The sequence below is a fragment of the Bradyrhizobium sp. 930_D9_N1_4 genome, from assembly GCF_052076015.1.
Classification (GTDB): domain Bacteria; phylum Pseudomonadota; class Alphaproteobacteria; order Rhizobiales; family Xanthobacteraceae; genus Bradyrhizobium.
Genome location: NZ_CP197236.1, coordinates 309,297 through 328,377, shown reverse-complemented (window position 1 = coordinate 328,377; position 19,081 = coordinate 309,297). Strand labels below are relative to the sequence as shown.

The 19,081-nt window shown below is 65.7% G+C and carries 16 protein-coding genes; 7 read left to right on the top strand and 9 right to left on the bottom strand.

Annotated features, from left to right (window positions below):
- Position 1 precedes the first annotated feature (1 nt).
- Positions 2-1,036: a hypothetical protein gene (locus AB7532_RS01525; RefSeq protein WP_441233077.1), complete on the bottom strand. Its 1,035-nt coding sequence runs from the start codon at positions 1,034-1,036 to the stop codon at positions 2-4.
- A 219-nt stretch (positions 1,037-1,255) separates the two neighbouring features.
- Positions 1,256-2,230: an NADPH:quinone oxidoreductase family protein gene (locus AB7532_RS01520; RefSeq protein ID WP_092027866.1), complete on the bottom strand. Its 975-nt coding sequence runs from the start codon at positions 2,228-2,230 to the stop codon at positions 1,256-1,258.
- A gap of 220 nt (positions 2,231-2,450) precedes the next feature.
- Between AB7532_RS01520 and AB7532_RS01515 the strand changes: the two genes are divergently transcribed.
- The 7 genes from AB7532_RS01515 (at position 2,451) to AB7532_RS01485 (ending at position 10,269) form a co-directional block, all read left to right on the top strand.
- Positions 2,451-3,290: an SDR family oxidoreductase gene (locus tag AB7532_RS01515; RefSeq protein ID WP_441233076.1), complete on the top strand. Its 840-nt coding sequence runs from the start codon at positions 2,451-2,453 to the stop codon at positions 3,288-3,290.
- Positions 3,291-3,420: 130 nt separating this feature from the next.
- Positions 3,421-4,068, top strand: a complete 648-nt coding sequence (locus AB7532_RS01510; RefSeq protein WP_441233075.1) for an invasion associated locus B family protein — start codon at positions 3,421-3,423, stop codon at positions 4,066-4,068.
- A gap of 212 nt (positions 4,069-4,280) precedes the next feature.
- A complete protein-coding gene (rlmN, locus tag AB7532_RS01505) occupies positions 4,281-5,483 on the top strand; it encodes a 23S rRNA (adenine(2503)-C(2))-methyltransferase RlmN (protein ID WP_441233074.1) in 1,203 nt (400 codons plus the stop codon).
- A gap of 164 nt (positions 5,484-5,647) precedes the next feature.
- Complete coding sequence (locus tag AB7532_RS01500; protein WP_441233073.1) at positions 5,648-6,142, top strand: hypothetical protein; 495 nt, start codon at positions 5,648-5,650, stop codon at positions 6,140-6,142.
- Between the two features lie 54 nt (positions 6,143-6,196).
- The gene (locus tag AB7532_RS01495; protein WP_441233072.1) at positions 6,197-6,973 is read left to right on the top strand and encodes a phosphatase PAP2 family protein; all 777 of its coding nucleotides are present in this window, start codon (positions 6,197-6,199) and stop codon (positions 6,971-6,973) included.
- Positions 6,974-7,055: 82 nt separating this feature from the next.
- Entirely contained in the window at positions 7,056-8,393 is a 1,338-nt protein-coding gene (gene argG / locus AB7532_RS01490; protein ID WP_441233071.1) for an argininosuccinate synthase, read from the top strand.
- Positions 8,394-8,511: 118 nt separating this feature from the next.
- Positions 8,512-10,269 (top strand): alkaline phosphatase, encoded by a 1,758-nt coding sequence (locus tag AB7532_RS01485; RefSeq protein WP_441233070.1) that lies wholly within the window; start codon positions 8,512-8,514, stop codon positions 10,267-10,269.
- A gap of 79 nt (positions 10,270-10,348) precedes the next feature.
- Here AB7532_RS01485 and AB7532_RS01480 read toward each other — a convergent pair whose 3' ends face one another.
- From AB7532_RS01480 to AB7532_RS01450, 7 genes are all read right to left on the bottom strand, one after another.
- The gene (locus AB7532_RS01480; protein WP_441233069.1) at positions 10,349-12,430 is read right to left on the bottom strand and encodes an OmpA family protein; all 2,082 of its coding nucleotides are present in this window, start codon (positions 12,428-12,430) and stop codon (positions 10,349-10,351) included.
- Positions 12,431-12,616: 186 nt separating this feature from the next.
- Positions 12,617-12,859 (bottom strand): hypothetical protein, encoded by a 243-nt coding sequence (locus tag AB7532_RS01475; RefSeq protein ID WP_441233068.1) that lies wholly within the window; start codon positions 12,857-12,859, stop codon positions 12,617-12,619.
- Positions 12,859-13,344 (bottom strand): pyridoxamine 5'-phosphate oxidase family protein, encoded by a 486-nt coding sequence (locus tag AB7532_RS01470; RefSeq protein ID WP_441233067.1) that lies wholly within the window; start codon positions 13,342-13,344, stop codon positions 12,859-12,861. The genes AB7532_RS01475 and AB7532_RS01470 overlap by 1 nt, the downstream gene beginning before the upstream one ends.
- Before the next feature lie 72 nt (positions 13,345-13,416).
- Positions 13,417-13,803: a VOC family protein gene (locus tag AB7532_RS01465; protein ID WP_441233066.1), complete on the bottom strand. Its 387-nt coding sequence runs from the start codon at positions 13,801-13,803 to the stop codon at positions 13,417-13,419.
- 24 nt (positions 13,804-13,827) lie between these two features.
- Positions 13,828-14,652, bottom strand: coding sequence for an FkbM family methyltransferase (locus AB7532_RS01460; protein WP_441233065.1), 825 nt, complete (start codon positions 14,650-14,652; stop codon positions 13,828-13,830).
- A 221-nt stretch (positions 14,653-14,873) separates the two neighbouring features.
- The gene (locus tag AB7532_RS01455; RefSeq protein ID WP_441233064.1) at positions 14,874-16,832 is read right to left on the bottom strand and encodes an ABC transporter ATP-binding protein/permease; all 1,959 of its coding nucleotides are present in this window, start codon (positions 16,830-16,832) and stop codon (positions 14,874-14,876) included.
- A gap of 53 nt (positions 16,833-16,885) precedes the next feature.
- Complete coding sequence (locus tag AB7532_RS01450; protein ID WP_441233063.1) at positions 16,886-19,039, bottom strand: ATP-binding protein; 2,154 nt, start codon at positions 19,037-19,039, stop codon at positions 16,886-16,888.
- Positions 19,040-19,081 lie beyond the last annotated feature (42 nt).

Here is a 19,081-nt window from a genome sequence, read left to right as displayed (position 1 = left end):
TCTAGTTCTGAAACCGGGCGAGGCGCTGACGCGCCTCCGCCGACCCGAGTGATGCAGCCCGCTGGTACCAGTCACGTGCGGCCGGTCCGTCGGCAATGATGCTCCGCGCGTCGCTGGTGCCCAGCACCGCGGGATCATAGGTCTGCGCCAGCAGAAGTGCTGCCGTTGCATCGTTCGCATTGGCCGCGCGTTCGAGCAGCAGGCGCGCGGCAGCGATGTCGCCGATGCCGATCAGGCTTCTTGCGCGCGTCATCAGCCCTGCCAGCGTGTCGGCGTCGAGCGTCCTGACGGGCTCGGGCGGTGCAGGCGGCGCCACGGCGGGCGCCGGCGCTGACACCGGCGCCGATATCGGAGCCTGGGCTTGCAACGCAATCTGATAGGCGGTCGCGATCGCTTCGCGGCTTGGCGGTGCAGGGAGGTCCCGCGTATCGGCGCTCGCCAGCTTCGCGTTGGTTACACGGGCTGGATCCTTCAACGGCGTCTGCCGCGCCGGTGCCGCCAATTGCTGCGGAGCTGCGTCGGTCGAGCCGCCGGCCTCACCGGCAAGCAGCCGGCGAAGATCGGACTGAAACAGCGTGACCGGGATCGCGATGGTGGATGCCGCCAGAATGGCGGCCAGAACGCGCGGTGCGATCCTCGTCCTCGAACGCGAACCCGGTGGCGCGTATTCCAATGGGTCCGGCGCCCCGAGAGGATCGGACAGGAACAACGGCATTGGATCGTCTGGAAGCTCGGCCCGTGCGACTCGCGCACGAAGGTAGGACTTGGCAGGCGGACGTGATGCGGCTTGATCGGAGTCGAACGCCCGCGACTCCCTGGACGGACGGGATGCCGTCGTCTCCATGGTGTGATGCTCCCCATTATGACGCAACGCAGGGGCCTTGCCGGCTCCCATCTTCTTGTTTTTGTCCAGCAGCGCCCCGCTAACTGGAACCGGTAAATCGCCGTCCGATTCAGCCCAAAAAACGACGGCGGTTTGCGCGAATCGGGAAATATTTGGGTTTGATTGCGGCGAGGCGAGGGAATGCACCGCCATTTTGGCCGCGATGGTTGAGAGAGATTTTACAGGGCGAGGGTGGGCACACTGCGCGTCCCGCGCTCGCCGTCATTCCCCGCGAAGGCGGGGAATCCAGTACGCCGCGGCTTCTCGGCTAAATCTCTGACGTCTCTGGAATACTGGGTCGCCCGGTCCTAGTGCGCAATTGCGCACTGGCCGGGCGACGACAGTTGCGTGTGCTGAAACAGCACCGCGATGTCACGGATGCAAAATCACCTTGCCCATGGCCTGACGACCCGCGAGCACTTTCAATGCGTCCGCCGTCTGCGCCAGCGGGAAGGTGCGGTCGACATGCGATGAAATCTTGCCTTCCGCGGTCCACTTCACGAGCTTCTCGAGATTGGCGCGGTTCTTCTCGGGGTTGAGGCGCGTCCAGGCGCCCCAGAACACGCCGCGGATGTCGCAGCCTTTCAGCAGCGCGAGATTCAGCGGCATCTTCGGAATGTCGCCGGCGGCAAAGCCGATCACAAGGAAGCGGCCTTCCCAGGCGATCGAACGCAGCGCCTGCTCGGCATAGGTGCCACCCACCGGATCGAAGATGATGTCGACGCCCTTGCCGCCGGTGAGCTTGCGCAGGCCTTCCTTCAGATCTTCCTTGCCGTAGTTCAGCGTCAGCTCGGCGCCATGCGCCTTCGCAAATTCAAGCTTCTCGTCCGACGAAGCGCAGGCGATCACTTTCAGGCCCATCAGCTTGCCGAGCTCGCAAGCCGCCAAACCGGTGCCGCCGGCCGCGCCGAGCACGGCGAGCGTCTCGCCCGGCTTCGGGCTGGCGCGATCTTCCAGCGCATGCAGCGCGGTGCCGTAGATGATGATGATGCCGGCCGCACGGTCATAGTCGAGATTGTCGGGGATCTTGACGATCGATGCCGCCGGCAGGGCGATCTTCTCGCGCGCACCGTTGTGGCCGCAGGACGCAACCACGCGATCGCCGACCTTCACCTCGGTGACACCAGGGCCGATGCTCTCGATCACACCCGCGACTTCGGCGGCCGGCGAGAACGGGAACGGCGGCTTGATCTGGTACTTGCCCTGGATCATCAGGATGTCGAAGAAGTTCAGCGCCGCCGCCTTGATCGCGATGACGGCCTCGCCAGGACCCGCCACCGGATCCGGCACATCGGCGAGCACGAGATCGTCGGGCTGGCAATATTGCGAGCAGAGAATGGCTTTCATGGCGGCACCTGGGGCGTTTCGAGTGGAATTATAGTTGGGTCGGTTCTGCCGGATTTAGGCACGGGCGACAATCCAGATTCTTTGTCTAAGGCTACGCGCCGGCCTATCCTCGTCATCGCGAGCGAAGTGAAGCAATCCAGAGCCCGTCCCGCGGAAATAGTCTGGATGGCTTCGCTGCGCTCGCAATGACGAAGCAAGAAGAAACGGAAGGATTCAAACGATGTTTGAAAAAGGTCTGCTCAGGGACAAGCGCATCCTCGTCACCGGTGGCGGCTCGGGCCTCGGCGCCGCGATGGGCCGTCGCTTCCTCGCACTCGGCGCCGAGCTCGTGATCTGCGGCCGCAAGCTCGACCGGCTTGAGGCAATGGCAAGCGAGATGCGCGCGCAGACCGGCGGCAAGGTCACGACGATCGCCTGCGATGTTCGCGACGGTGGTGCCGTGGACGGCATGATGGACGCCATCTGGCGCGAGGCGCCGCTCGACATCCTCGTCAACAACGCGGCCGCGACCTTCATCGCACAGAGCGAGCATCTCTCGTTCCGCGCGGCGGATGCGATCCTGGCGCCGACGCTGCATGGCGCGATGTACTGCACGCTCGCCGCCGGCAAGCGCTGGATCGAGGGCAAGCATGGCGGCGTCGTGCTCTCGATCCTCTCGACCTCGACCATCACCGGCCGCGCCTTCACCGTTCCCTCGGCGATGGCGAAGTCGGCGGTGCTGGCGATGACCAAAAGCCTCGCGGTGGAGTGGGGACCGAAGGGCATCCGCACCCTCGCCATCGCGCCGGGTCCGTTCCCGACCGCGGGCGCATCGGGTCAGCTCCGCCCCGAGGGCCGCGACGAGGGCTGGACCGCGCGCAACCCGCTTGGCCGCACCGGCGAGCACAGCGAGCTGGCAGATCTCGCCAGCTTCCTGGTCTCGGACCGTGCCGGATACATCAATGGCGAGATGGTGGTGATCGACGGTGGCGCGCATTTGCGCAGCTCCGGCGCCGAGGATCTGCTTGGCTGGACCGATGCACAATGGTCCGAGCAGCGCGCCGCGCGATCCCAAGGCTGACGAACTCGCTGACGAACCGCCTGACCCGCTAACTGCCTTCCCAAATTGGACTTTCCCGGCTATCTCTGCATCCGGGGCAAAGCACGGCCGGGCCATCTTCCAGTCACAATATTGAGGGAACCACTCCAGCATGTGGCGGGTGCTGATTTTATCTTTGATGACTGGCGTGTCGGTGTGGGGATTCACCGATTCCGCGCGGGCGCAGACGGCGCAACCAGCGCCTAAAGCTGCACCGAAACCGGCTGCGCCAGTGGCCAATACGGCGGCAAAGACGGCTGCAAAGCCCGAGAGCAAACCCACGGCACCGCCCGCGGCGGTTGCGGGGGGCGCCGAGCCGACCCTGCTGGGCCAGTTCGGCACCTGGGGCGCCTATTCGGCGACGCCCAACGGCAAGAAGGTCTGCTTCGCGCTGGCCAAGCCGTCTTCGTCCAAGACCAACCCGCCGAACCGGCCGCGCGATCCCGCCTATGCCTTCGTCTCGACCCGGCCGGCGGAAAAGGTGAACAACGAAGTCTCGGTCATGATCGGCTACGCGCTGAAGCCGGGCTCGGAATCCTCGGTCGAGGTCGGCGGCGCCGCCTTCTCGATGTACACCCAGGGTGACGGCCTCTGGATCAAGAACGCGGCCGAGGAGGAGCGGATGGTCGAAGCCATGCGCAAATCCGCCGATCTCGTCGTCAAGGGCGTCTCGGCCAAGGGCACGGAGACGACCGACACCTTCTCGCTGAAGGGCCTCGCCCAGGCGCTCGACCGGATTTCGCAGGATTGCAGGCGTTAAGGCTGTATCTGCCCCCGGTAGCTCTACGGTCGCAATCGGCCGCTTCAGTTGCTATATGGGGTCGGTTCCATAATTTCAGTCGTCGGGGCCGGGCTAATGCGCGAAGCGCGTCTTCGCACCAAATGTCCCGGCGATCCACGCGCTGGTAACGGGCGAAAAGAACGTGGATGCCCGGGACAAGCCCGGGCATGACGAGAGATATCAGGCATCCCATGCAACCGACTGCTGAGCCGCACAACGCAATCCTGGTGGAGAAGACTCCGCTCGAAACCTATGTGCCGCCGGCCAAGCCGTCGCTGATCGGGTTGTCGCGCACCGAGTTGGCCGATCGTCTCGGCGAAATCGGCGTCGCACCGGCGCAGCGCAAGATGCGGGTGCAGCAGCTGTGGCACTGGCTCTATTTCCGCGGCGCCCAGAGCTTCGACGACATGACGTCGGTCTCGAAGGGCATTCGCGCCGAGCTCGCGCAGCATTTCACGGTCGACCGGCCCGAAGTCGTGGCCGAGCAGATCTCCAATGACGGCACCCGCAAATGGCTGCTGCGCCTGCCGAGCGGCGACAATGTCGAGCGCGCCCATGAAGTCGAGTGCGTCTACATCCCCGAGACCGATCGCGGCACGCTCTGCGTCTCCTCGCAGGTCGGCTGCACGCTGAACTGCTCCTTCTGCCACACCGGCACGCAGCGCCTGGTGCGCAACCTCACCGCCGGCGAGATCGTCGGGCAGATCATGGTCGCGCGCGATCGCCTGAACGACTGGGCCGATCGCGAGGACGGCACGCGCCGCGTCACCAACATCGTGATGATGGGCATGGGCGAGCCGCTCTACAATTTCGAGGCGGTGCGCGATGCGCTGCTGATCGTCGGCGACAATGAAGGCATCGGCATTTCCCGCCGCCGCATCACGCTGTCGACCTCGGGCGTGGTGCCGAACATCGTGCGCGCGGGCGAGGAGATCGGCGTGATGCTCGCGATCTCGCTGCATGCGGTTCGCGACGAGCTGCGCAACGAGCTCGTGCCGCTCAATCGCAAATACCCGATCAAGGAGCTGTTGCAGGCCTGCCGCGACTACCCCGGCGCCTCGAACGCACGCCGCATCACCTTCGAATATGTGATGCTCAAGGGCGTCAACGATTCGCTCGACGACGCAAAGTTGCTGGTGAAGATGCTCAAGGGCATTCACGCCAAGATCAATCTCATTCCGTTCAATCCCTGGCCCGGCACGGCTTATGAGTGCTCGGACTGGGACCAGATCGAAAAATTCTCCGAATACATCTTCAACGCCGGCTATTCCTCGCCGGTGCGCACCCCACGCGGCCGCGACATCCTCGCCGCCTGCGGCCAGCTCAAGTCGGAGACAGAAAAGCTCTCGGCACGCGAGCGCCAGGCGCTGCGCGCCATGGCGATGACGGACTAGCTGGACATGTGCGCGCTCTCGCCTCCTCGTCATTGCGAGCGAAGCGAAGCAATCCAGACTGTTTCCGCGGCGGCAATCTGGATTGCTTCGTCGCACCAGCGTAAAATTGCTTTGCAATTTTGTCGCGGGCTCCTCGCAATGACGGCTGAATCGGCTTTCCTGTCATGTCCCTGATCGGCCGCCTCATCGTCATCTTCATCGGCTTTCTCGCGTCCTGCTTCGTCGGCGGCATGATCGTCGTCGTCGCGCTGCTGTTTCCGGAGTTTGCCGATCTCGGCGCCGGCCCGGTCGATCAGGGCGCGATCGATATCCTGCTCGGATTCGGCTTTATCTTCGTCTCGGGCTTCGCGCTGGTTCCGGCGGCGGTGATCGTCGCGATCACCGAAGCGCTCTACATCCGCAGCGCGCTCGCTTACGCCGTCGGCGGCGGTCTCGTCGGGCTCGCCTGCTATCTCGGCCTCGTGCCCTTCCACTCCGACACGTTGCAGTTCGAAGGCGTGGTGCGCCGTCACCTGGAGATCATGACCGGTGCGGGTATCGTCGCCGGCGTGGTCTATTGGCTGATCGCCGGCCGCAATGCCGGCGCCTGGCGGAATCCGCCGCCCCCGCGCAAGCCGCCTCCGCCGCTGCCGTTGAATTCAAGGCCGGATGCGCGATAAGTCGCGCCGAGTCCGGGGTTTTCATCCCCTCTCCACTCCGCTAAACCGCGCGCCATGAACCGGACTGGACTCTTTATCGGCCTGGCGCTGTGGCTCGTGATCGGCGTCGTTTTCGGCCTCTATCCCGAGCTCGACCTCAAGCTCGCCGCGCTGTTCTTCGATCCCCAGACGAAGACGTTTCCGCTCAAGCTGGTCGGCTGGGCCGGCATCGCGCGTGATGCCGCGATGTGGATTGCCTGGGCCTTCGCGCTGCCGTCGCTGGTGGCGCTGGTGGTCAAGATGATCAGGCCCGACCGGCCGTTGATGGTATCGGGGCGCGCGATCATCTTTCTGCTGGTGACGCTGACGCTGTCGGCCGGCATTTTGACCAACCTCACCTTCAAGACCTATTGGGGCCGGCCCCGCCCGGTGGTGGTCACCCAATTTGCAGGCGACCAGCAATTCGTGCCGTGGTGGGACCCGCGCGGCGATTGTGCGCGCAACTGCTCGTTCTTCTCCGGCGAGGGCGCGACCGCATTCTGGACGCTGGCGCCCGCCGCTCTCGCCCCGCCGGCGTGGCGGCCGCTCGCCTATGCCGGAGCCGTCGTCTTCGGTGCCGTGACCAGCGGACTCCGCATGGCCTTCGGCGGCCACTTCTTCACCGATGTCTCGATCGCCGGCCTCGTCACCTTCGTCGTGATCTGGTTCGCCTATGCGATGATCTACCGTTGGCCCCGGACCCGGTTCTCGGACAAGGCGGTCGATGCCGCCCTGACCCGGCTCAACATGCCCGCCTACCGGCTCCGGCAGCGCCTGTTCGGTCGCAAGACGGGCGCCGAGCCCTCGGTTTGAACCATTAAATGCGTGCCGATCCCTGCGAAATTTGATATTCGCGCGGTCAGCATCAGCCCCTTGAGACCCGATTGGAAGCGCCATGACCACGATCCTGAAAAGCCTGCCCAAGGGTGAGAAAGTCGGCATTGCTTTTTCAGGCGGCCTCGACACCTCCGCGGCGCTGCTCTGGATGAAGCAGAAGGGCGCGCGCTGCTACGCCTATACCGCCAATCTCGGTCAGCCCGACGAAGCCGACTACAACGAGATCCCGCGCAAGGCCGAGGCGTTCGGTGCCGAGAAGGCCGTCCTCGTCGACTGCCGCACGCAGCTGGTCCACGAAGGCATCGCCGCGATCCAGTCCGGCGCCTTCCACATCTCGACCGGCGGCATCACCTATTTCAACACCACCCCGCTCGGGCGCGCCGTCACCGGCACGATGCTGGTCGCGGCGATGAAGGAGGACGGCGTCAACATCTGGGGCGACGGCTCGACCTTCAAGGGCAACGACATCGAGCGCTTCTACCGTTACGGCCTTCTGACCAATCCATCCTTGCGCATCTACAAGCCCTGGCTCGACCAGCAGTTCATCGACGAGCTCGGCGGCCGCGCCGAGATGTCGGCGTTCATGACCGCGCAGGGCTTCGCCTACAAGATGAGCGCCGAGAAGGCCTATTCGACCGACAGCAATCTGCTCGGCGCCACGCACGAAGCCAAGGACCTCGAGAGCCTCGACAGCGGCATCAAGATCGTCAACCCGATCATGGGCGTGCCGTTCTGGCGCGATGACTGCAATGTCAAGACCGAGAAGGTCGTGGTGCGTTTCGAGGAAGGCCAGCCCGTTGCGTTGAACGGCCAGACCTTCTCCGATCCCGTCGCGCTGTTCCTCGAAGCCAATACGATCGGCGGCCGCCACGGCCTCGGCATGAGCGACCAGATCGAGAACCGCATCATCGAGGCCAAGAGCCGCGGCATCTACGAAGCGCCGGGGATGGCGCTGCTGCACATCGCCTATGAGCGCCTGGTCACCGGGATCCACAACGAGGACACCATCGAGCAATACCGCATCAGCGGCATGCGTCTCGGCCGCCTGCTCTATCAGGGCCGCTGGTTCGATTCGCAGGCTCTGATGCTGCGCGAAACCGCACAGCGCTGGGTCGCGCGCGCCGTCACCGGCGAGGTCACGCTGGAGCTGCGCCGCGGCAACGATTATTCTATTTTGAACACTGAAAGTCCGAACCTCACCTATGCGCCGGAGCGGCTCAGCATGGAGAAGGTCGAGGACGCCGCCTTCTCGCCGGCCGACCGCATCGGCCAGCTCACCATGCGCAACCTCGACATCGCCGACACGCGCACCAAGCTGAAGCTCTACACGGATACGGGCTTGCTCTCGGGCAGCGAAGGCTCGCAGATCTTCCGGCTAGAGAACGACAAGGGCTGAGCTTTTTGAGCTGAGGCTTTTTGCCGCCCGATCGGGCGGCGCGCGACTTAATGACGGTGTCATGCTCGATTGCTACGCTTCCTGTTTCTGTCGGAAACGGGATAGCGGAGCATCGCGCATGGTCAAGGGATCGGCACTGGCCTCTCTCATCGTCCTCTGTTGGACGTCGTCATTGTCGGCGCAGACGATCTATCCGATCGATCGCGCGGAAATCCTCGCCGGCGCCCGGTTCGACTTCAAGGTCGAGTTTCCCGGGCTGGTCGATCCGGCCAAACTGAAGGTGACGGTGAACGGCGCGGATTATGCCGCCGCGTTCGGTCGCGCCGGAACGTTCGTCGATCGCGAGGACGTCAAGGACCAGTCGGCGCTGACCCTGCGCGATGTCACGCTGACCAAGCCCGGCAGCGTCACAGTGGACGTGACCGACGGCACCCAGCAGCGCAGCGTCGTATGGAACATCTATGATACAGGCCCGCGCAAGGCGAAGAACGTCATCCTGTTCATCGGCGACGGCATGTCGCCGGCGCATCGGGTCGCGGCGCGAATCCTGTCGAAAGGCATTTCCGAGGGCAAGAGCCGCGGCAAGCTCGCGATCGACGACATGCCTCACATGGCGCTAGTGGCGACCGCGGGCTCGGATTCGATCATCACGGATTCCGCGAACTCGGCCAGCGCCTATGCGACCGGCCACAAGGGTGCCGTCAACGCGCTGGGCGTCTATGCGGACCGCACCGCAAGCCCGTTCGACGATCCCAGGGTCGAAACCATCACCAGCCTCGCCAAGCGTCGGCACGGCATGGCGATCGGCATCGTCACCAACACCGAGATCGAGGACGCCACGCCGGCCGCGATGGTCGCGCATACGCGTCGTCGCGCGGCCTATGACGAGATCGTCGAGCAGTTCTTTTCCGCGAAGCCGGACGTGCTGATGGGCGGTGGCAGCGCGAATCTCCTGCCGAAGTCGGCCGCCGGCTCCAAGCGCAAGGACGAGACCGACTACATCGCGAAGTTTCGGGACGCTGGCTATCAAGTCGCGACCACCGCGAGCGAGCTCAGCGCATCCGCCGCAAAGCCGGAGACGAACAAGCTGCTCGGCCTGTTCGCCACCGGCAACATGGACGGCGTGCTCGACCGCAAATTTCTCAAGGGCGGCGGTGTGAAGAAATTCCCGGAGCAGCCTGATCTGACCGGGCAGGTGCAGGCCGCGCTGACCATCCTCGCAAAGAACGAGACCGGCTTCTTCCTGATGGTGGAGTCCGGATTGATCGACAAATACGCGCATGTGCTCGACATGGAGCGCGCGGTCTACGACACGATCATGCTCGACAACGCGGTGCGCGAGACGCGCGAATGGGCGAAGGCGCGCGGTGACGATACGCTGATCCTGGTGCTGGCGGACCACAATCATCCCAACAGCCTGGTCGGCACCGTCAATGACGACATGGGCACGACGCCCAATGTTTCCTTGCGCGAACGCGTCGGCGTCTACGAGCAGGCCGGATTTCCGAACTATCCGGCGCCCGATGCGGACGGTTATCCATCGCGCGTCGATGTGAGCCGTAGGCTCGCCATCTTCTCGGCCAGCCTGCCGGACCATTACGAAACCTTCCGGCCGAAACTCGACAATCCTAACGAGCCGACCGTCAAGGCCGGCGACGACGGCACCTTCAAGGCCAACGACAAATACAAGGACGTCCCCGGCGCGGTGCTGCGCCCCGGCAATCTGTCGGCGATGATCGGCGCCAGCGTGCATTCGGGCGAGGATGTCATCCTGACGGCGACCGGGCCGGGCAGCGAGCGCGTGCACGGTTCGATGGACAACACCGAGGTGTTTCGCGTGATGGCCGATGCGCTGGGGCTCGCCGCCGGACAGTAGATCGCGTCAAAGCAGAACAACGCTCCAAACAAAAATGGCCGGGATCGCTCCCGGCCATTTTGCATTGATGCGTGTCGCCTCAGCGCGGCGGCGCGGTGCCGGGCGGGGGCGGCGGCAGCGAGGCCTGGCCGCCGTTGAGCAGCGGCGTGATGTTGCGGACGGTGACACGCCGGTTGATCAGGCTCGGCCCTGGCGTCTGCTCCTTCAGATACTGCTCGCCATAACCCTGCGACGTCAGGTTTTCGGCGGGCACACCGAACTGCTGAGTCAGCAATTCGGCCGCGGACTGCGCACGACGATCCGACAATGACAGATTGTCGACGTCGTTGCCGACCGCGTCGGTGTGACCTTCGATCAGGAACACCGCGCGCGGATTGGCCTGGATCGCACGGTTGAGACCGTCGGCGATCCCCTGCAGCCGCGCCGCCTGATCCGGCGGGATCGTCCACGATCCCGTTTCGAAGTTGATCGTGTTGAGATCGATGCTCGGCATCTGCATGCGAACATTGGGGCTGTAGCGGATTTCGTCGAGCGTGTAGCGGCGATTGAGCCGCTGCACCGGCGGTGCCACCATGGTCTGGTAGATCACGTCCGGCGACGCTTCCTGCGCGTCGACGATATAGCGATCATAGGGAATGTTCACGACCGGCGGCGGCGCGTCGACATAGAAGCCCCCGACCGACTGCGGATCGCGGTAGCTGTTGTCGATGATGATGATCTCGCGCCCACCGCTGTCCCTGCGGATTCGCCGCAGCAACCGACCGTCCGGGCCGACCGTGGTGATGATCTCGCTGCCATCGGGACGGATCACGACGGTGCGGGTATCGCCGCCGACGGTGTCGGTGCGGATATCCCGGGCGCCGTAGCGGAAGCGATAGAGATCGTTGCCGCGGACGTAAGTCTGCCCGCCGGGATCGCGGATGATGATGCGATCCGGCTCGGTGTAGACCGTGCGGCCACCTTCGATGCTTTCGCGGCGCTGGTTGCGGTAGTCGGCGATGGTCGCGCCGATCACGGCGCCGCCCACGACGGCCGCGCCGATCGCGAGTGGCGTCAGGTCACGCTGCTGCGGGCGCGGCGCAGGCGGCAGGGGCGTGGTCGTGGTGGGGGCGCTGCGGAAGGCCGGGGCGACCGTCGGCGGAGCATTTTGCGCCCTGTCGGGCGGCGCCGTTGCGGCTGCGGAGCCCGAAACGGTGCTCGGCGCCGCGACGCCGGCGGGCGGAGCCGGGGGTCGGGGCGGGAGGCCGGCTTGGGGCGGTGCACCCGGAGTTCCGGCTGCGGGCGCACCCGGAGGAGGTGCTCCACCCTGACGGCCAGGCGGGGGCGTTGCAGTGCCGCCGGGGCCGGGGGTTGCCGTCGGAGCCGGGGTTGCGCCGGGGGCGGGCGTCGGCCCCGCACCGGGACGTCCGGGCGGCGGGGTCGGAGCGCCACCGGGAGCCGGCGTGGCTGTCGGAGCGGGCGCAGCACCGGGAGTGGGCGACGGTGTTCCTGCGGCAGGAGGCGTGCCGGGACGTCCGCCTGGCGGCGGTGCGCCCGGGCGTCCAGCTGGCGTGCCCGGTGCGGGCGTTGCGGCCGGCGCAGGTGTCGTTGCCGGTGCAGGCGTTGCTGTGGGCGTCGCGGTCGGAGCAGCAGGCGTAGACGGACGCGCTGCGGGAGCCGCGGGTGCCGGAGCGGGCGGTGTTGCTGCCGGTGGCGGCGTGGGAGCGGGACGCGCCGCGGGAGGCGGCGTCGGTGAGTGCGGCTGTGCGGCCGGCGGCGGTGTCGGCGCGTGCTGCTGCGGAGCCGCGGCCGGAGGCGGCGATGGTTGCTTGGGAGCAGCGGCTGGCGGTGGCGGCGGCGGCGGCGGCGTCGGACGCGATGGCGCCGCAGCCGGCGGCGGCGCAGCGGGAGGATGCGGAGGTGCGGCCGCGGGCGGTGGCGCACTCGGGCGTGCGGGTGCCGCAGGCGGTGCTGCGGCAGGCGGAGGTGGCGCGGCAGGACGCGCGGCTGGCGGCGGCGCTCCCTTCGGCGGCGGCTGCTTCGATTTGTCGTTCTCTGGCGGTTGTGTCTGCGCCTGCGCGACGACGAGCGGCGGCGCGCTCTGCGCATGCGATGCGGAGCTTGCGAATTGCATCGCGGTCAGAGCCGTCGTTGCAAGCAGCACGAAACGAAGGTTGGTCATGGTGGTGAACTTCCCCGGAAGGTTCTTTGACGAAGTGTTGGAATGAACGGCTACGCGTTAGGCCGGAATGTGGCGGGCGAAGCGGTCGCGGCCCGATTTATTTCTGCATGCAAATCACGTCACTATGACAACGTTCATTGCGCATTCAGACGCTGGTTGCAATTGCCTCATACGTGATGGTTCGCCTCATGCGCCATCCCGCGGCGAATTTTCATCCGTCGCGGGATTTGGCGTGAGCGGTCCGTTCGGCCCGCGCGATGGAATCTCTTCAGGCATGTTGCCCGGCAACTCGTCGGGCCGTGGTGATTCGCCGGGCTCGCGCACCGGCGGCGCGATTTCAGGCTGCGGGTTGCCTGGCGGAATCCCCATTGGCGGCTCGGTCGGAGTGCCCGGCGTCGAAGGTGGAATTTCGGGCGGCTCGATCGGCATCACATCTGGACCTTGCGGTTCTCGCCGAGATCGGGACGCGTATTTGTTACCGCCGCGGCTGCCATCTTCACATACGAAATCACCGTGCCCGGGGAGTCCCAGAATTCGGCATCGTCTGGCGTGATCTTGAGCACGCGGATGTTGGGATCCTCCGCGCTGTCCCACCACGCCTTCGCCGGCGTCGAGAACAGCTCCTTGATCTTGGCGCGGTCGTTGGAAACGACCGCGGTGCCCGTCAGCGAGACATATTTCTGGCTGCCGGCATCCGCAAACGACAGATTGATCGAGGGATTGCGCTTGATCTCCTCGTCCTTGTGACGCCGTGCGTCGGTAAGGAAATAGATCGTGTTCGCGTCGCGATCGAGAAATGCGCTCATCGGCCGCGCGCGCAGCTTGTCGCCGTCACGCGTCACCAGCATCGCGAATCCGATTGTCTTCATCAGATCCCAGGCGCGATCCACATCGCGAGCATTGTCGTTAGCCATTTCAGGTTCCTTCCTGCAAGGAACGATAACGGCCTGCGTGGAACGTGGTTCCTGCCTATTGCTGGAACCCGTCTATTCCGGCGCGTGGCAGACGGCCTCGATGTTGTGGCCATCGGGATCGCGCACGAACGCGCCGTAATAGTTCGCATGATAATGCGGCCGGATGCCGGGCGGTCCGTTGTCGCGACCCCCGGCCGCCATCGCCGCCTTGTAGAAGGCATCGACCGAGGCGCGGTCCTTGGCTGTGATGGCAACGTGCACCGGCTTGTTCATGGCGCCTTCGCCGCCAAACCAGAAGTCCGGCTTGCCGTTGGCGCCGAAGCCGGCAGCCGGCGCGTGGCCAGTCTGCTCCGCCGTCACTTCCATGATCAGGCCGTAGCCGAGCGGCGCCAGCGCTTTCGTATAGAACGCCTTCGCGCGCTCGTAGTCGGAGACGGAGAAACCCAGATGGTCGATCATCGCAACCTCCGTTGTTCGTCCCTGTCAGCGCGACAGGAACGTATTGCTTCGCGTCTTGCGCACGATCGCAAAACCGCGCGTGACCATGTCGGCAATACAATCCTGCCGCCATTCGTTTTGTGACAGATGCTCGATCACCACCGCGCGCGGCCACAGCGATTGCGGCGCATCGCGGAAGAAGCCGATCAGCACGCGGTCCTCAAAGCCTTCGACGTCGATCTTGAGCGAATCCACCTGTGTGACACCGGCTTCTTCAAGGATGCGCGTCAGGCGCAGCGACGGCACCCTGATCGCCTCTGCACTGGCCGTGCCGGTGACGACATGGGTTGCGCCGAGGTTGCCACCGCCGCTCTCGATCATGAGCTCGCCATCGCTGTCGCCGGCGGCGGCCTGAACCAGGCGCACCTGCACCGCCTTCGATGCGGCGTGGTTGAACGCGAGCCGCCCGAACGTCAGCGGATGCGGCTCGATCGCAACCACCTTGCCGGCGGAGCCGACCTGCTGCGCCATCACCAGCGCAAAGGTGCCGACATTGGCGCCGACGTCAACGAAAGTGCCGCCCGGTTGCGTGTGCTGGCGCAGGAAGTCGAGCTCGTCGAGATTGTAGTCGGGATTGAACAGCGCGCCGCGCTCGGTCGCGCTGCCCTGATGGTAGAGCCGGAACGAGGCGCCCTGGTACTGCACGTCGACCGGGCCGCCGCGCAGCAGATTGACCAGCCGCGACATCCACGGCCGAAACGCGCCGCGTTTCAGCCCCGACTGTGTCGCGAGGCGAATGATCGCGGCCTGTGCGGCATTGGGCGCAAACGCGCCGAATGGCGTGGACGATGGGGCATTGTCGGGCGTCAAGCAGGCAGTCCTCGTTGCAAGCGGCGCATGCATAGCCGGTTTTGCCGGGAGCTACAATTTCGGTGTCGTCCCGGGGCGCGAAGCGAACCCGGGACCCATAAACACAGGGAGGCGTGTGGTGCGAGATGCCCACTCCGAGTCTTCGTCAAATTGCTCCCTGGGGGTATGGGTCCCGGATCTGCGCTTCGCTTGTCCGGGACGACGGAGAGAGTACGCTTCCCTCACGCCGCCTTCTTCGGCACCGCCTTGCGCTGCCGCAAAAATCGCCCGAGCAGCTTGCGCTTGCCCTTGCGCGGGATCAGGTCGATGTCGCTGACGAGCTTGGCGCCGCCCTTGCGGCGCTCCAGCACGATCTTGCGGCTGTGGAAGGCTTCCAGCTCGACGCGGTGCGCGACGCTGACGATGGTCGCCTTCGGCAGCTCGTCGGTGACCATCTTCATCATCTTGTCCTGGCTCTTCTCGTCGAGCGCGGAGGTCGCCTCGTCCAGCACGACGATGTCAGGGTTGTGCAGCAGAAGCCGCGCGAAGGCGAGGCGCTGCTTCTCGCCGCCCGAGAGCGTCTGGTCCCACGGTGCTTCCTCCTCGATCTTCTCCTTGAGATGGTCGAGGCCGACCTTGTGCAGGGCTTCGCCGATCTGCTCGACGGTCCAGTCGTCCTCGGCGCCGGGATAGGCGACGGCGCGGCGCAAAGACCCGGAGGGCACGTAGGGCCGTTGCGGCAGCATGAACAGCCGCCGGTCGGGATGGAAATTGACGCTGCCGCCACCCCATGGCCATAGCCCTGCAATGGCGCGCACCAGCGTGCTCTTCCCGGTGCCGGATTCGCCGGCGACCAGCAGCCGCTCCCCCGGCTCGATCGCCACCTCGGTCTCGCCGACCACGGCGGTGCCGTCGTCGAGCGTGACGGAAAGATCCTTCATTTCCAGCATGGTCTCGTTGCTGGTCTCACCGCGCTTGATGCGGCCGAGACCATCGCCCTGCTCGGCGCGTTCCAGACCGTCGAGCGACATCATCAGCGAGGCGATGCGGCGCGCGCAGGCGTTCCAGTCGGCGAGCCGCGGATAATTGTCGACGAGCCAGCCGAACGCGCTCTGCACGATGGTGAAGGCGGAGGCCGCCTGCATCACCTGTCCGAGCGTCATGCTGCCGTCGAGGAATTTTGGCGCGCAGAGCAGCAGCGGCACGACGGGTGCAACGAGGCTCGAGCCCTGCGACACCAGCGTGGTCCGCATGTGCTGGCCGGCGAGCCGGGCCCATTGCCTGAGCACGCTGGTGAAATTGCGGTCGATGCCGTCGCGCTCTTCCTCCTCGCCGCCGAGCAGCGCAATGCTCTCGCCGTTCTCGCGCACACGCGTCAGCGTGTAGCGGAAATCGGCCTCGGCCTGGTTCTTGTCCTCGGACACCTGCACGAACTGGCGGCCGATTACCAGGATCGAGCCCGAGGCGATGCCCGCATAGAGCATCGCGGCGATCACGAGAAAGCCGGGAATGGTGATGGTGGAGCCGCCGAGCGTGACGGTGAGTGCGCCGCCGATGGTCCAGAGCACGACGATAAAGGTCGCGGCCGACAGCAGCGCCGAGGTGACGCCGGCGAGAAAGTCCACCGGCGAATCGGTTGCGATGCGCAGATCCTCGGCAATCCGGTACTCCGGATTCTTGTGATCGCCCTCCACGAGGTTGAGCTGGTAGTAGCGGCCGTTCTTGAGCCAGCGCGTCAGGACGCTGGCCGTGAGCCAGGCCCGCCAGCGCCTCTGGATGCCCATCCGCGCAAACACTTGCGCGACGCCGAGCACGATGCTGCCGATCGCGAGTGGAAAGAATACCGCGGTGAGATGGAAGACGGTGGAGGCCTCGCGCTTCTCGATGGCGTCGAAGATCGCGCGATTCCAGACATTGATGCCGTACTGAAAGGCAACGGTGAGGACGATCAGCACGCCGAGCCCGATTGAGTAGAGCCAGGCCAGCCGGTCGCCGTTGCGGCCCCAGAAGCCGCGCGCGCTGATCCAGAAACGCGTCAGCAGGTAATCCTTGCGCGCCTGCTCGGCCTCCTCGGGCGAGAGCTCCGGGTCCGGCTCGACGACCTCCGGCGGCGGCGGCGCTACCTCGTCGCCGTTCTCGCCCTTGATCTCGACAATGGGCGGCTTCTTGCCCTTTTCACGCTTCGCGGCCGGCTTGCTCATGTGCGGACAACGCGAAGGAAATCAAACGGTTCCCTGCGGTTCCACGTGCCGAATCACTCCGCGGCGCCATCCCGCACCCGCCGCAGCCGCGCCGCCCTGTGCAGCACGCGCGACAATTCCTCAATGGAATAAGGCTTTTGCACGAGGTCGAAGCCGGTGGCGCCGTCCTGGGACAATGCCTCGCTATAGCCGCTGGTCAGCACGACGGGCACGCCGATGCCGCGGTCGCGGATGGCGTGCGCCAGATCGAGCCCGGTCATGCCGGGCATCACCACGTCCGAGAACACGACATCGAAGCGATCGGCATCGACCACCAGCTCGGCGAGCGCGTCCGCGGCGTTGTCGACCAGCGTGATGCTGTAGCCGAGCTCGGTGAGGCCGTCGGCGGCGAAATTGGCCAGCTCGATATTGTCCTCGACGAGCAGCACCGACATGCCGCTGCCCACGACTGCCGGCGCCGTGTTCGGCGCCTGGCGCTGCGGCAGCAGATCCGCCGGCACGCGCGGCAGATAGAGCGAGAAGGTGCTGCCCTGGCCGACGTCGCTCATCACGGTCACCTCGCCGCCGGATTGCCGGGCGAAGCCGAACACCTGGGACAGGCCGAGGCCGGTGCCCGCACCGACCTGCTTGGTGGTGAAGAACGGCTCGAAGATGCGCCCCAATCGTGCGGCGGGAATGCCGATGCCGGTGTCGCTGACGGCGACGCCGACGAAACCGGAATCGCTGGGGATCTGGCTGCCGGAGGGATGTGCCAGCGTGTCAGGGATGGTCGTCGCGCCCTGCACGGCGAAAATGATCCTGCCCTTGCCCTGCATGGCATCGCGCGCATTGGTCGCCATGTTGATCAGCGCCGTCTCGAACTGGCCGGCATCGGCGTTGACGAGACACGGCTCTGCCGGCAGTCGCATGACGATCTCGATCGCGGGTCCGAGCAGGGTGGCGAGCATGTCGTGCAGCGATTGCACCCGCTCGCCGACGTCGAACACTTCCGGCTTCAGGGTCTGGCGCCGTGCAAACGCCAGCAGCTGCGAGGTCAGTTTTGCCGCGCGCGCGACTGCGTCGGCGATGGCGGTGATGTAGCGTTGCCGCCGCTCCTCCGTCAGTTGCGGACGATTCAACAGGTCGACCGAGGCGCGGATGACCGTCAGCAAATTGTTGAAGTCGTGCGCGACGCCGCCGGTGAGCTGCCCGAGCGCCTCCAGCCGCTGGCTGTGCTTGAGCGCCTCCTCGGCCTCGCGCCGCTTTGCGGCTTCCGCCTGGAGGTGCTGGGTGCGCCTGAACGCCAGCGCCAGCAGCAGGAACAGCAGTGCGGTGGCGGGCACGCCGAACACCAGATGCTGGCCCATGGTGGCGAGCCAGCGCGCGCGGATCGCCGCGGTCTCGAGCCCGGCGCTGACATAGATCGGATATTCGGCGACACGCCTGTAGCCGACGCGCCGTTCGATCCCGTCCGACGGCCAGCCGATGGTGATGAGGCCATGGTCCGGGTGCGCGGCGATCTCCCGACCGACCGGCCCGGCCGGATCGAGCCGGAAGTCCCGGTCGAGCCGGGGGAAATGGGTGAGCAGCACGCCGTCGGTGCGTCCCATCGCGAAGAAGCTGCCGGGATCCGAACCGATCCTGGCATAGAAGCTTTCGAAATATTCCGGCAGGACGGAGGCCTGGATCACGCCGATGAAGCTGCCGTCGTCGGTTTCGCGACGCCGGCTCACGCCGAAAAAGCGCGCGCCCTGATAGGGCGGCCGCGGTGTCAGCGACGCCCCGATGAACGTGCCGATGTTCTGGTCGACATGGGCGTAGAAATAGTCGCGGTCCGCAAAACTCAGATCCTGCGGCGGCGAGGCGAGGCTGTTGACCAGCGACTTTCCGTTCGCGTCGAAGATCCATGCCGATTTGAGCTGTGGCAGCGCATCGGTCAGCCGTTTCAGGCGGCGGTGCAGCGCCGGTTCGCGCGCGCGGATGACCTCGTCGGGAAGGCCGCGCACGACTTCGTTGAGTTCGGCAAGGCTGCGGTCGATGGTCTCGAACACCTTGAGGGCATGCTCATGCGCGACGTCGAGCGTACGCTCGATCTCGCGGTCCGCGATGTCCTTGGTCGAAGTGTAGGAGATCGTGGAGGTGAAGACGAACAGTGCAACCGGCAGCGCCAGGGATGCCGCCATCATCCACTGCAACAGTCTCAGCGAGTTGCGTTGTGCGCCCTGCACGGTCGCTCCCGGTCCCCCGGCCGGAAGCTTAGCTGAAATTCG

Excerpts from the sequence above, each read along its gene's own strand:
- AB7532_RS01495 (WP_441233072.1), top strand. The coding sequence starts at position 6,197 with ATGAACCGGACTGGACTCTTTATCGGCCTGGCGCTGTGGCTCGTGATC.
- AB7532_RS01470 (WP_441233067.1), bottom strand. The coding sequence starts at position 13,344 with ATGGCTAACGACAATGCTCGCGATGTGGATCGCGCCTGGGATCTGATG.
- AB7532_RS01475 (WP_441233068.1), bottom strand. The coding sequence starts at position 12,859 with ATGCCGATCGAGCCGCCCGAAATTCCACCTTCGACGCCGGGCACTCCG.
- AB7532_RS01480 (WP_441233069.1), bottom strand. The coding sequence starts at position 12,430 with ATGACCAACCTTCGTTTCGTGCTGCTTGCAACGACGGCTCTGACCGCG.
- argG (WP_441233071.1), top strand. The coding sequence starts at position 7,056 with ATGACCACGATCCTGAAAAGCCTGCCCAAGGGTGAGAAAGTCGGCATT.
- AB7532_RS01465 (WP_441233066.1), bottom strand. The coding sequence starts at position 13,803 with ATGATCGACCATCTGGGTTTCTCCGTCTCCGACTACGAGCGCGCGAAG.
- rlmN (WP_441233074.1), top strand. The coding sequence starts at position 4,281 with ATGCAACCGACTGCTGAGCCGCACAACGCAATCCTGGTGGAGAAGACT.
- AB7532_RS01515 (WP_441233076.1), top strand. The coding sequence starts at position 2,451 with ATGTTTGAAAAAGGTCTGCTCAGGGACAAGCGCATCCTCGTCACCGGT.
- AB7532_RS01455 (WP_441233064.1), bottom strand. The coding sequence starts at position 16,832 with ATGAGCAAGCCGGCCGCGAAGCGTGAAAAGGGCAAGAAGCCGCCCATT.
- AB7532_RS01485 (WP_441233070.1), top strand. The coding sequence starts at position 8,512 with ATGGTCAAGGGATCGGCACTGGCCTCTCTCATCGTCCTCTGTTGGACG.
- AB7532_RS01520 (WP_092027866.1), bottom strand. The coding sequence starts at position 2,230 with ATGAAAGCCATTCTCTGCTCGCAATATTGCCAGCCCGACGATCTCGTG.
- AB7532_RS01525 (WP_441233077.1), bottom strand. The coding sequence starts at position 1,036 with ATGGCGGTGCATTCCCTCGCCTCGCCGCAATCAAACCCAAATATTTCC.
- AB7532_RS01510 (WP_441233075.1), top strand. The coding sequence starts at position 3,421 with ATGTGGCGGGTGCTGATTTTATCTTTGATGACTGGCGTGTCGGTGTGG.
- AB7532_RS01500 (WP_441233073.1), top strand. The coding sequence starts at position 5,648 with ATGTCCCTGATCGGCCGCCTCATCGTCATCTTCATCGGCTTTCTCGCG.